The following is a 13,169-nucleotide window of genomic DNA, read 5'->3' as shown; positions in this document are numbered from 1 at the left end:
AGGAGGAAATTAGCAATGAAAATTGACTTAACGGGTAAAATTACACTTGTTACAGGGTCCAATGCAGGGATAGGCCGGCAAATCTTGCAGACCTTGGCTGCTTCCGGCGCAAAAGTGGTTGTAAACTATTTGCTTGGTTCTGCGGAGGAGACGGTCGAAGGAATCCGTCAGGCCGGAGGAGAAGCTTATGCTTTTCAGGCAGACGCAACAAGTCCAGCCCAACTGGACAATATGGTGAAGGAAATAGAGGAGCATTTTGGCGGAACCATCGATATCCTCGTCAACAATGCGGGCGGTATGATCAATCGGGTCCCCAATACTGAAATGAACGAAGAACATTACAATAAGGTAATGGACGTCAATTTTAAATCATGCGTGTTTGCCTGCAAAGCTGTAGCAGCGGGAATGATTGCCAAGAAAAGCGGAAAAATCATCAATGTATCTTCCCTCGCGGCTCATGACGGCGGCGGACCGGGGGCTTCCGTTTATGCAGCAGGTAAAGCTGCAGTATGGTCTTATACCAAGGGACTTGCCAAAGAGCTGAGTCCTCACGGAATTAATGTAAACGCTATCTCGCCCGGATTTATCGGTCAGACCGCTTTCCATGCCACCTTTACCGCGGATGCGGCAAGACAGGCGACGATTGCGAAGATTCCGCTGGGCCGGGAAGGTGTCCCACAGGATGTGGGCAATGTGGCACTATTCCTCGCTTCAGAGCTGTCGGATTATCTGACAGGCGAAATTATTGAAATTAATGGAGGCTTGTTCATGCGATGATGAACCTTAAGGAGAAAGCAGATACTTTTTCCTGGTTTGGTCTCGAGGTGGATAAATTGAAAATGGAGCTGGAACCCTTCTGGAAAGAAGAGATTCTGCTCCCGACAGAACCCGGTGGTTGGTGGCACCAATATGTGTGTCCCCAGCATCATACTGAGCTAATCTTCGATGCTATGGAGCGCAATGCGGTTGTCTTTGCTTGTCCGAAGGGCTGCAAGCTGGAAGGTGAACCCTACCGGGGAGCATGGTTGGTATACCGGCATCAGGCGATGGCGCGATATGCACTGCATGCTGCCGCGGTATTCGCCGCAGACGGGGAAGACTTCTATAGCGGCTTAGCCCAGAAGATTCTTGTCGGATATGCAGAGCAGTTCCCCTTGTATCCGGTACATCCTGATGCTCAACCCTGGATGCTCAGTGGCCGTGCCTTTCATCAGGCGCTGACAGAGGCTATCTGGTCCACCACGCTTATTCGGGCCTATCTGCTGCTTGTGGATCATGGAGTAACGTTCACTGGGGAGGAAGAGGTAAAGCTGCAAGTGTTCTTCTCGATGCTGGAGGAGAGTATGGAGCAATACCGCCACATCCTCATTTACGAGAAGAAGAATGCAGAGAACAATTATACCGCATGGCTGAACGCTAGCCTGGCTTGTGTATATGCCGCCAAAGGTACCAGAGAAAAGCTTGCTTCTTTGCTGGAGGGAGAAGGCGGATTTTATCATCATCTGTCCATTGGCGTGAAGCCAGATGGTTTTGAATTTGAAGGCAGCACGTACTACCATATTTTTGTATTGCGGGCTTATCTCATAGCAGCCGAGATGTACGGGCGCTTCGGGGTTGACCTCTATGCTGCCAAAGGAGATCAGGGACAATCCATCCGTGGCATGTTTCAGTTGCTGGTAGAGCTTAGCGGCGATAACGGGGAGCTTCCAGCCGTGCATGATGGTCCTTATGTGCGCGTTCCTTTCGCCCGAGAAATTGCTGAAGTATTTGAAATAGGTATTGCGGTTTACAAAGACCCGAGTCTCCAGCCAATACTGGCGAATGCTTATAGGTATCTATATGGACAGGAATTAAGGACTGGTCTGGAGGCAGTGTTGTATGGAGCAGGTGAGAGTAAGGAACTTCAGACCAGTTACAGAGTGAGAGACTCTGTCCTACTGCCGGATTCCGGATTCGCCGTGCTCCGCCACCCGGGCAATCCGTTGTCCGTTCTGGCGGATTTCGGAGAGCATGGCGGATCACATGGGCATTTCGACAAGCTTCATATTACGATTATGCACCGATGGGGGGAGGTTGCTCCCGAGCTGGGTATGGTTCCTTATGGATCTGTTTTGCGCAAGGAATGGTATTCCGAAACCGCGAGCCATAACACGGTCACCATCGGAGGCTGCTCCCAAGCTCCACATACCGGAAGCTGCTGTCAATTCCGCCAGGAAGGCAACGCTACGTACTTATGGATTCGCTCAGACGGCGCCTATGAAGGAGCTGTTCTAGACCGGCATCTTGTTTTGGCCGACGGTTGGCTGCTGGATTGGTTTCATGTTGAGCAGGTGACGGAGCGGAGTCAGGAAGTAGACTTATGGTTTCATCCGACGGGACATTTGCTGTTACCGTTCGACCCTCACCGTGTCCAGAAGGATTCTCCGACAGTCCTTGGACTGGAAGCGGGTTATGGCTCAGTAGAAGTACTGTCCGCAATGAAAAATGAGACGGAATGTACGTTAAATACGGAGTGGAATATCCGTTATGATGGAGTGAGCACCGGCCGGGAGTATGAACTATCCACGAGTACTCTACTGGCGCCCAGCTCCACTATGTATGAAATCCGCACACCGGGTAATGCCGAAGATCCGAGTAGATTGCTAAGAGGCATTATGCTTCGGCACAAAGGTCCGTCGGTTGAATTTATTACGGTTTATCGGGACGGTCACGAACCTGCTGTACTGAAGCTAGTGAGTCAGGTGGGCGAACCGCCCCGAATCCAGATAGCAACAACTGGGCAAGTAGTGGTCTATTGCCTTGACCCTAAAGAGGGACTGATTCAGGAAGAGTCCCGGAATACGGAGGAGTAGAGATGTTAGAACCTTTATTTCAACCTACCAGCGGCGTACTCGACCTGTCATATGGGCCAGATGAAAATACAGATGTTGGAGAGAATCCTCCACGGTTTACTTGGATGCCTGCATGTCTGGAAGAGAGTATGTATGAGCTGCAGATCTCCTCAAACACTGGATTTGAGTCTGAAGGTACGTTGACCTACAGTAGAATTCCCTATAATTTGTTTACCCCGGATAAGCCGTTGGCGCCCGGCTCGTATTATTGGCGATACAGTCTTATCGGGGAGAATGATATCAGATCCGAGTGGAGTAAAGTAAGAGCTTTTGTGGTGGAGGATGAATTGCCGCTAACGCCACTGCCTTCCCGAACAGAACGATATTCAACTGCTTCCGCCAACCATCCGCGGCTTTGGCTTCAAGCGGAGCAACTTCCGTCTTACCGGGAAGTTGTCCGCCAAGACCCCATTTCAACTGGCTGGGATGACTTCCTGAAGCATTCCGTTCTACCCTGGACAGAGCGCGATCTTATTCCAGAACCTGCACCGTATCCAGATAATAAGCGTGTCGCCAAACTATGGCGGCAGATGTATATGGACTGCCAGGAAGTTTTCTATGCTGTCCGGCATCTTGCTATAGCTGGAGTTGTGTTGGAAGACGAGGTGCTTATCGCCAAAGCTAAAGAGTGGCTGCTTCATGCTGCTAGCTGGAACACGGATGGTACCACCAGCCGGGATTACAATGATGAATGCTCCTTTCGCATAGCCGGAGCGTTGGCATGGGGCTATGATTGGCTTCACGGCTCTCTTACGGAAGAAGAACGCCTTAAGGTAAGGCAGGCGCTACTGCGAAGAAGCGGGCAGATCGCATTCCATGTCATCGAACGTTCCCGAATCCATCAAGTTCCTTATGACAGCCATGCGATCCGCTCTTTATCCTCTGTACTCGTCCCCTGTTGTATTTCCATGTTGGGTGAGGAGGAGAAGGCGCAGGAATGGCTTGATTATACGCTGGAGTACTTCTCCGCCATGTATACCCCATGGGGTGGCAAAGACGGCGGGTGGGCGGAAGGTCCGATGTATTGGACCACTCAGATGGCGTTCGTTACGGAGGCGCTCAATTTAATTCGCAAATACATGGCAATCAATTTCTATGACCGTCCTTTCTTTCGCAAAACCGGTGATTTTCCGCTCTATTGCTTCAGTCCTGATACCGTGAGGGCAAGCTTCGGCGATCAATCGTCGCTGGGAGATCCGGTCAATCTCAAGACGGGCTTCAATATCCGCCAATTTGCCGGTTTAACCGGAAATAGGCAGTACCAGTGGTATTTTGAGCAAACTAAGGAACTGAACCCTGATACCCAGATGATCTTTTATAACTACGGCTGGTGGGATTTCCGGTTCGATGAGATGGTTTATCGCACGGATTATCCGCAGATTTCTTCAGAGCCACCGGTGGCTGCAGAACCTCTGAAGTGGTTTCAGGATGTGGGATGGGTGGCTATGCATCATCGGATGGAGGATCCGCAGGAACATATCATGCTGTTGACCAAGAGCAGCCGTTACGGCTCTGTGAGCCATAGCCATGGGGATCAAAACGCCTTCCTGCTGCATGCCTTCGGCGAGCCCTTGGCTATTGAAAGCGGTTATTACGTTGCATTCAACAGTACGATGCATATGCAGTGGCGCAGGCAGACCCGCTCCAAGAACGCAATTCTTATTGACGGCAAAGGCCAATATGCTGGCACGGACAAGTCGAAGAACATGGCAGCCTACGGCAAGGTGTTGAAGGCGTACAGTACGCCCGGAATCAACTACACGCAAATGGATGCCACCGAAGCCTACCGCGAGAATGTACCCTATATCAAGCGGTATGTGCGGGAAATATTCTTCTTTGATAGCGCTTACTTTGTTATCACAGATAGTGTCGAGCTGGAACGTCCGGGAAAATTGGATTGGCTATTTCATACGCTGTATCCCATGAAGTTGAAGGATCAATCCTTTAAAGTAAATGGTAAAAAAGCTCAAATGGAAGGCAGATTTGTCTATAGTTCCTCGGGAGAAATGGCACTTAGTCAAAGCAATCAATTTACCGATGTAGATCCGAAAGAATGGGAAGGGCTGCCCGAGCATTGGCATTTGACTGCATCTACTCAAGAGGCTATAAGTCATCGGATCATCACTCTTCTGATTCCACAAAAATCAGGAAGCCGGGATTACGTATCGTACTTTATGGACGATCAGGACCATGGGGTTCATGTCTACTTTACGAATCAGGGAATTACCCACCGGGTTGAGATCCCAAAAGCTTATTAGTCTTAACATATCTTCATTTTACGTATACACCCCATTGTACAAGGAGAGGGTTATATTATGAAAAAATGGATTGGCATCTGTCTGGCTATCGTAATGGGTGCTACCGTTATTGCAGGTTGCTCGAACAAGGACAAAGAAGAGACTGCCGGAGGCGCATCAAATACGCCGCAGAAAACTGAATTCTCGATCTCGATGCGGACGCTGGCTTTTAACTATGTTGAGAAATCACCCGACTTGAATAAGGACAAATGGGTGAAAAAGCTGGAGGAGATGACAAACACAGACTTGGATATTGTGTTGGTTCCTCATAAAGAGTTCGAGCAGAAAATGGTGCAGATGTTCGCTACTAATGATATACCGGATGTCGTTCAAGGCTCGGGCGGCGTAAATGGCAAGGAGATGGCTGGTTCTGTTGAAGCTGGTGTGTTCATGCCCTTGGATGATCTGCTGCAGCAAAACGGCCAGAACCTTTTGAAAGTAATCCCAAAGGAAGCTTGGGAGAACGTCACCTATCAAGGAAAAATTTATGCAATACCGGAGTTTCTGTCCAATCCCTCCCGCCGGGCGACTTGGATTCGCAAGGACCTGCTGGATCAAACCGGCTTGCAGGTTCCAAAAACGGTCGATGAGTACTTGACTGTGTTGCGTGCCTTCAAAAAGCTGGGGATAGAGAACCCGTACATGGGCCGTCAAGACTTCAAATATGCGGATGCTTTCTTTGGCGCTTATGATGTTTTTCCGTATCTGACTATGTTCGAGGAAGTAAACGGCCAGGTTCAGCCGAAGTTTATGGATAGCGAAAATATGATGAAGGCGTTACAAACCTACAACACCATGTATACAGAGGGTTTGATCAACAAGGAATTTGCCACCATTAACCCGACCAACTACAAAAATGCGATCCTCTCAGGCAAAGCCGGTATGTGGACGATGAATGCAAACGAACTTCTACAATGGGAGCAGCAATTGAAGGCTTCAACGCCATCCGCCAAGCTGGAGATTATTGCTTCGCCAGTTGGACCTGACGGAAAAGGGGGTTCCTATTTGTACGGCTCCGCTACGCGCACCTACTTTATCAAAGAGGGGACGAAGAATGCTGCGGATATTGTGAAATTTTTTGACTGGATGCTGAGTGAAGAGGCAGAAACCTTCTTTACCTTTGGGATCAAGGATGAAACCTATAAGGAAGAGAACGGCAAAATCGTATACACTTCTCCTACGGATTCCGTTGCTGTAGATGAGGAGCGTTACCGTCAGTCTTTCCTCTGGTTGGTGCAGGATACTACGTATAACAAGGGTGCCCTTAATACGACAGAAGAAGGCAGAAGCTTGATCAATGTATATGATACTATTCTGGCTAATGAAGGCCGTGATGGAATTCAATTCGACCCGCGGCTTGATGCCTTGGTGAAGAATCCAGACATTGCACCTAACTCGGACACTGCTCCTCCGGTGCTGCTGACGCATATGGTAAAGATGGTATATGGGAAGGAGCCTATCAGCGACTGGCCGAAGGTTGTAGAAGAGTGGCTTTCCAAAGGCGGCAACGATGTCATCAAAGAAGCTACAGAAAAGTATAATAACAAAGTAGGCGTTACCATGCCACGCAGATAATTTTACCTTCCTGAGGAGCTGACGGTTAAACCGGGCTCCTCTTAAGGTTATAGAAGACGCAAACCATACATATTGAAGTGAGATCAGTATAGAATAGTTAAATATAAAGTTGACCTTCCAGTTCGTTAGATTTTGTTGTAACAATAGTACTGAAAAGGTATTATTAATAAGCAATATATTACATTTTTGAGAATTGACATGGCTTTTCATAGAATACTAGAGGAGTGTGAATGATGTTATCAACTACAGAGCTTAGCAAGCTGCACGAAGCGAATTATAGGGAGGACCGTTTAGAGGCACTTAATCATTTTTATGAGGATCTCTGTAATAAGAAAGTAGCAGATGGCTATATTTATTCTCTTAGTCGTTATGGAAAAATATTTGCTAATGGAGCGGGGGGACGCTTCAGTTACGAAGAAGATAGCGACCAAGAATTAAAAACGGATACAATTTTTCGAATCGCTTCTATTACCAAACTGTTTACGGCAACAGCGATCTGGCAGCTGGCAGATGATGGAAAAATTTTCATGGGACAACCAGTTAGTTCTATTCTTCCGGAGTTTGATGCCGATCCTTTTAAGCCGATTACAATTGCTCATTTACTGACGCATACCTCCGGCATCGCACCTGATCATGGCACTATAAGTGATACCTACTATAAAAGTGCATGGTGGTATATTTATGAATCAGAGCTTGGAAAAGAAAACTGGATTAAAGCTGGACTTTCCTATGGCATTCGTTTTCCGGTAGGGACTCAATGGATGTATTCATCATTCGGATACGTGGTTCTTGGTGCAATTATTGAGAAAATAACAGGTGTTTTTGCAGAAGATTACATAATGGACAACATTGTAAAACCGTTAGGCATGACAGATACTTTCTTTGATATACCGCCTGAGAAAGCTGGTAGGATCGCTATTCGTTCGGAAGAAGCCAAGGAATATCTTCTGAAGCTGCAAAACGGGGAAATTACGGATGAAGAACAAAGGTCTGAGGAAGAAATCAAGACTCCCGGAACGGGTGGGGGACTGTATTCAACCGTTAATGATCTACAAAAGTTCGGATTCATGCTGCTTAACCATGGGGAATACGAAGGTGGTCATATCTTAAGTCGGATGGCTGTTCAGAGAATGACCAAGCGGTTCAATTCTGAAAAACTTCCAAACTACGCATGGGGAGATGGAGGAGCGGATAGACCATACGGTCTTGGGCCAGACCTTCGATATAATGAAAGTACATCTTATTCTGAAGGCACTTTTTTTCACGAAGGATGGGGGTCTTGTTCTTTGGTCGTTGATCCGGTAGAAAAGCTGATTGCCGTTTGGTATATCCCTTTTCATAAAAATATATGGGACGGTAGAGGGATTTTCGGTACAAACAATGTGATCTGGTCCGGACTCGAATAAGAATAAGATTATATGTTGTGAGATATCAAAGATGGGCAGGATGTGACTTATGTTTGAGAAGATAAAGCACCGCTTTCGCGTTATGAGAGCGGTTGCTTTTGTTACTTATAAGGAATGGAGTGCGTACAGAACGCATTCGATGGTTTCTATTTTTGTAGGCCCGGTATATTTTTTAGTGCAGTATTATATATGGAGCGCTGTTTATAGCGGGGAATCCTCTATTAACGGGATGTCGCTCTCTCAGATGCTCTCTTATTTTTGCGCCACGATGTTGATCAACTACTTGACCATGGATTTTGCCGATTGGAATTTACAAATGCTCATTCGCACCGGGAAATTCATTACGTTCTCTTTAAGACCAATGAATCATATGTTCTATGCATTGTCACAGAAGGCAGGGCATAGGGTACTTGGGCTTCTATTTGAATTTATACCCTGTTTTATGATCTTCTTCTTTATTTTTCATATTGATGTTTTACCCGCAAATTTACTATACGCAATGCTATCGATAGCTATGGCGTTCATGATGAATTTTTTCATCCACTATAGTATTGGAATGGTGGCCTTTTGGATGGTGCAATCCTCCAGTATTCGTAACTTTTTCAGTCTTTGTGAGGGGATATTCTCAGGATCACTGATTCCATTAGTCTTTTTTCCAAAGTCCTTACAGATGGCTTCCTTTTTCTTACCGTTTCAATATACGACCTTTCTGCCTGCAATGGTCTATACAGGTAGCTATACTTTAGCTGATATAACCTTACCTATTCCTCAAGTTTTGTTGCTGCAGCTTATAGCCGTTATTATTGCCGGAATAGTCTGCCGGGTGTTGTATGCGGTGTCGCTTAAGCATTTTACGGGGGTGGGCGCATGAAACGTATGTTTTTAATATACAAAACTTGTATGAAGGCGAATATAGCTTCTGCTATCACTTATCGTGTTAATTTTATTCTTAATAGTCTTATCATGCTTATAGGGAATGTGTTGTTTCCTCTAGTAACGGTATTCATTTATAATTCGAATGCTTCATTTGAAGGATGGACCTTTAAAGAGGCACTATTAATTCAATCTGTCTTCATTCTGTCTACGGCTTGTGCCGGGATTTTTTTCAACGGAATCATGTGGAATACGATGTCCCATGTAGTGGAAGGAACGCTGGAAGTGGTATTAATTAAACCAACCTCGAGCCTTTTTCTGCTGTTGGCCAGATCTTTTGAGTTCGAAAGTATCGGGCTTTTAGGTGGAGGAGTAGTCATGTTCGTTTACGCACTTAGCGGAATCGATGGGATGACCTTCAGCTCTTGGTTATTGTTCCTGTTATTGTTTGGAGCAGGGCTGCTTGTCATGTTTGGCGTGGCGCTCATTGTTGCAGCGATTTCCTTCAAATGGGTGGCGAATTCCCGCTTGCCGGAGATGTTTGAGAGCATTAAGTCTTTTGGACGCTATCCAGGGACGATTTTCCCTAAAGCAGTCGTAGCCGTGAGTTCTTTTCTTTTTCCGGTTTCCATGATTGCTTACTTTCCTGCATCTACACTGCTTGGACGATGGGAAGCTTATTTTTTTATAGCGATTATCCCTTGTGTGTTATTTGCGGCCTTCGGAATTTGGCTCTATACGTACATGCTTCGTAGTTACAAAAGTGCCGGAGGATGAATTTGTATGAAGGAGAATTACATTGGACATTATTACCGTCAAGAATTTAACTAAGCAATATGAAACGTATCACCGTGGACAAGATGCAAAAAGCGTATTTAAAAGTCTGTTTCACCGTGAAAAATCGATTATCACCTCTGTAGAAGATCTTTCGTTCAGTGTTGGAAAAGGAGAGATCATTGGCATTCTGGGGCCAAACGGTGCAGGTAAATCTACGACTATTAAAATGCTGACAGGCGTTCTCTATCCTACATCAGGAGAAATAAATGTTCTAGGATACAACCCTCATAAGCAGAAAAATCAATATGTAAAGCAAATCGGAGTGTTGTTCGGACAGAAATCTCAGTTAATATGGGACATTCCTCCTTTGGATAGCTTTTATATGAATAAGGAAATTTATGATATTCCTACGAATGACTTTCGTACAAGACTAGACCGATTTGTTAGCATGTTTGAGATTGGTGATATTATCACTAAGCCTACGCGCACCCTATCACTGGGAGAACGAATGAAATGCGAGTTTATTATGGCAATGCTTCATTCTCCGCCAGTGGTTTTTTTGGATGAGCCGACGATCGGGCTGGATGTTATAGCTAAACAAAGAATCAGAGAATTCATTAAGCAAATGAATCAGGAAGGCACCACATTTATTCTAACGACACATGACTTGGAAGATGTGGAGCGTTTGGTGCAAAGAGTACTAATTATTCATCAAGGTAAAAAAGTATATGACGATAAGTTCTCCGAACTTCGACTTCATCTAGGCGCTAAAAAAGTGGTCAGGCTTTCTGCTGCTACAACGATTGGAGATATTGACCTGCCTGGGACTCTGATATCAGAAAGAATATCGGATTACGAAGTGGAATTAGAGATCGATACCGAGCAGTGTAAAATGGGTGAGTTTCTTCATATTCTTAGTGAAAAGGTAGAGATTCTTGATATATCCATTAAGGAGATCCAAATTGAAAAGATCATCAGCTCCATTTATGAGATGGATATGGGATAATATTTTCAAGCTTGAGAACGGATCATTTGCAGATTCAGATCTAGCATTGACCATAACTTTTCAGTAATTTCTTTTGCAGAACAAGGATTACTATGGGTAAACCACCATTCAATCACTCCGACAGTCGCCGAACTCAAAAATTGTACGGATATATCCTTACTTAACTTATCTAGGTTTAAATTGTTTTCTAAGAATTGTGTTTTGATTTGATTATTTATCATATCTTGTAATTGGTTTCTAAAGGAGAGCAAAGCTTTGTTTCTTAATAAAGTCTTATAAAAGAGAGCATTCTCCTCCAATTGTTCCAGCGTGCGGAGTAATGATGTCTTAGAGGGATTGGGGTCGGTTTCATCCTCCACTGCGGAGCAGCTTTCGATTAGTTGCTGGAGCTGAGCCGCTAGGCATTTATCCATCAGATCATATTTATCCGCATAATGGGAATAAATCGTTCCGCGGTTTACATCAGCGCGCTCTGCGATTTCGTTAATCGTTATTTTTTCAAAATCTTTTTCAGCCATTAGTTGAATTAATGCATTCATGATGGCTGTTTGGTTTTTTTTAATTCTTCTATCCATGGTAATACTCCCTTTTTATTAAACAATGTATTGTATTTTGTTGAAAAATCAACAAAACCGATCAAACTAACGATTGAACCCTACCGGAGATGTGATAATCTGATTTTATCGAACAGATGATCGAAATTCAACAAATGTCTAAAAAGGGATAGAGGAGTTAGATATGAGAATATTAGTTTTCGGAGCGGGAGTTTTAGGCAGCTATCTTGCACATGTCCTGGTGCGTGGGGGAAACGATGTCACAGTGCTTGCCAGAGGGAAGCGTGCAGAGCAATTGACGAAAGACGGTCTTGTACTTCGCCATTATTTTCAATGTAAAAACACTATAGATTCTGTAAAAGTCATCTCAGAGCTTCAACCGGATGACCACTATGATCTTATTTTTGTTGTTATGAAATACAATGATTTTCCGGCCGTATTACCTATTTTAGCTAAAAATCAGAGTCAGAATATAATTATTGTGGGTAATAATGGCGATGCTCACGAAATGCAAAAGGATCTTCAGGAAATGAGCGATGTAAGAAAAAATATACTCTTTGGATTTCAGCTTAGCGCAGGAATTCGTGAAGCGAGCGGTCGAGTTATCAAAATACACGCAGGTGGGCAAATGGTACTTGGCAGTCTTGACGGTGAGATCCCAATAAAACACTTACTGGAAAAAGCGTTTGAGAACGCTAAGTATAAGCTAACTTATCATGAGGATATGGATGCTTGGCTCAAAAGTCATATCGTGCCTATAGTGGCTTTGAACTCCCTTAATTATCTTCATGACGGGGATTTGAAAAAGGTATCTAAAGATAAGAAGCTATTAAAACAAGCCATTTCAGTAATGGACGAAGGGTTTCAAATGATGGAGAAGCTAGACTATACGATCACTCCAGCAGGTCAAGTTGACTTTATTCGAAAACATAAACAGGGTGTATACTATGGTCTGAAAATAATTCATAAATTACCCTTTATGAAATTTGTAGATGGTTCTTTCAGCGAAATTGCAGCTTTGTTTAATTCGTTTGATAAGTTGAAACAACAAGCAAACATTGCGACGCCCCAGTGGGATCAACTTCAAAAACAAGCGATCTCGAAGTATAATGCAAAATAATCTTTTTTGGGAGGTGTACAATCGATGACTATATATTTTATACGGCATGGAATAGATGATGAAGGCTATCGTGGGGGTTGGAGTCAACGTGGACTTGTAGTAGAGGGCTATAGACAAGCCGAACGACTTGGTTGTTATCTTAAGGAAAATCAGTCTAGCTTTAACATCACTCGTATCCTTAGCAGTGATTTGCAGCGTGCGTTAGATACAGCAAATGAGATCGCCAGAGCGCTAAGCTTGCCTGTTGAAAGCAGTCAGTCTTGGAGAGAAACGAACAATGGTGTAATCGCTGGAATGCCCCATGAAATTGCAAATGAACGATACCCGGGTCTCTATTTCTCAGAATTAAGAATGGATGAGAGATTTCCAGGAGGAGAGAGCCCACAGGATTTTTTTACGCGAATTAATACAAGTTTCTCAAAACTATGTAATGAACTGGAGAGTACTGATCCAAAAGAAAATGTAATTGTGGTTACGCATGGTGGCGTAATTAATATTATTTATCATATTTTAAAAGGGCTAACGTGGACCAATAAGAATGCCCATTTCCCGACTTCATATACAAGTATTCATAAAATAGAATATCAAGTAGATAAGTGGGTAGTTACAGCTGAAAATCTTACGGAACATATATCAAGTGATCAGGCTGCTGGTTTGTCCAATTGATTGG

Annotated in this window: 11 protein-coding genes; 10 read left to right on the top strand and 1 reads right to left on the bottom strand. The window is 44.5% G+C overall.

All coding sequences use genetic code 11. The features are described 5' to 3' along the window. Nucleotides 1–15: 15 nt before the first annotated feature. The 8 genes from MKX35_RS23980 (at nt 16) to MKX35_RS23945 (ending at nt 10,825) form a co-directional block, all read left to right on the top strand. Entirely contained in the window at nt 16–777 is a 762-nt protein-coding gene (locus tag MKX35_RS23980; RefSeq protein WP_076298528.1) for an SDR family NAD(P)-dependent oxidoreductase, read from the top strand. After that, nucleotides 774–2,852, top strand: coding sequence for a heparinase II/III domain-containing protein (locus MKX35_RS23975; RefSeq protein WP_076298527.1), 2,079 nt, complete (start codon nt 774–776; stop codon nt 2,850–2,852). Before MKX35_RS23980 ends, MKX35_RS23975 begins: the two co-directional genes overlap by 4 nt. A 2-nt stretch (nt 2,853–2,854) precedes the next feature. After that, nucleotides 2,855–5,149: a DUF4962 domain-containing protein gene (locus MKX35_RS23970; protein ID WP_076298526.1), complete on the top strand. Its 2,295-nt coding sequence runs from the start codon at nt 2,855–2,857 to the stop codon at nt 5,147–5,149. A gap of 57 nt (nt 5,150–5,206) precedes the next feature. Further along, nucleotides 5,207–6,763 carry an extracellular solute-binding protein gene (locus tag MKX35_RS23965; RefSeq protein ID WP_076283146.1) on the top strand — a complete coding sequence of 519 codons (1,557 nt, stop codon included), beginning with the start codon at nt 5,207–5,209 and terminating at the stop codon, nt 6,761–6,763. A gap of 230 nt (nt 6,764–6,993) precedes the next feature. Then, nucleotides 6,994–8,169, top strand: coding sequence for a serine hydrolase domain-containing protein (locus MKX35_RS23960; RefSeq protein WP_081382744.1), 1,176 nt, complete (start codon nt 6,994–6,996; stop codon nt 8,167–8,169). A gap of 49 nt (nt 8,170–8,218) precedes the next feature. Next, a complete protein-coding gene (locus tag MKX35_RS23955; protein WP_076283144.1) occupies nt 8,219–9,040 on the top strand; it encodes an ABC transporter permease in 822 nt (273 codons plus the stop codon). Nucleotides 9,041–9,069: 29 nt separating this feature from the next. Then, a complete protein-coding gene (locus MKX35_RS23950; protein WP_339802457.1) occupies nt 9,070–9,819 on the top strand; it encodes an ABC transporter permease in 750 nt (249 codons plus the stop codon). 22 nt (nt 9,820–9,841) lie between these two features. Next, complete coding sequence (locus tag MKX35_RS23945; RefSeq protein WP_231573419.1) at nt 9,842–10,825, top strand: ABC transporter ATP-binding protein; 984 nt, start codon at nt 9,842–9,844, stop codon at nt 10,823–10,825. 5 nt (nt 10,826–10,830) lie between these two features. Here the strand turns inward: MKX35_RS23945 and MKX35_RS23940 are convergent, their stop codons facing one another. After that, nucleotides 10,831–11,400: a TetR/AcrR family transcriptional regulator gene (locus tag MKX35_RS23940; protein WP_076283142.1), complete on the bottom strand. Its 570-nt coding sequence runs from the start codon at nt 11,398–11,400 to the stop codon at nt 10,831–10,833. A 163-nt stretch (nt 11,401–11,563) separates the two neighbouring features. Between MKX35_RS23940 and MKX35_RS23935 the strand changes: the two genes are divergently transcribed. After that, nucleotides 11,564–12,499, top strand: coding sequence for a ketopantoate reductase family protein (locus MKX35_RS23935; protein ID WP_076283141.1), 936 nt, complete (start codon nt 11,564–11,566; stop codon nt 12,497–12,499). 24 nt (nt 12,500–12,523) lie between these two features. Next, nucleotides 12,524–13,165, top strand: coding sequence for a histidine phosphatase family protein (locus tag MKX35_RS23930; RefSeq protein ID WP_076283140.1), 642 nt, complete (start codon nt 12,524–12,526; stop codon nt 13,163–13,165). Nucleotides 13,166–13,169 lie beyond the last annotated feature (4 nt).

Origin of the sequence: Paenibacillus sp. FSL R5-0923, from assembly GCF_038009145.1 — a bacterium.
In the GTDB taxonomy this organism is placed as follows: domain Bacteria; phylum Bacillota; class Bacilli; order Paenibacillales; family Paenibacillaceae; genus Paenibacillus_AQ.
Note: the sequence above shows the minus strand (reverse complement) of the source record. Positions and strands in the feature narration are given on the sequence as shown.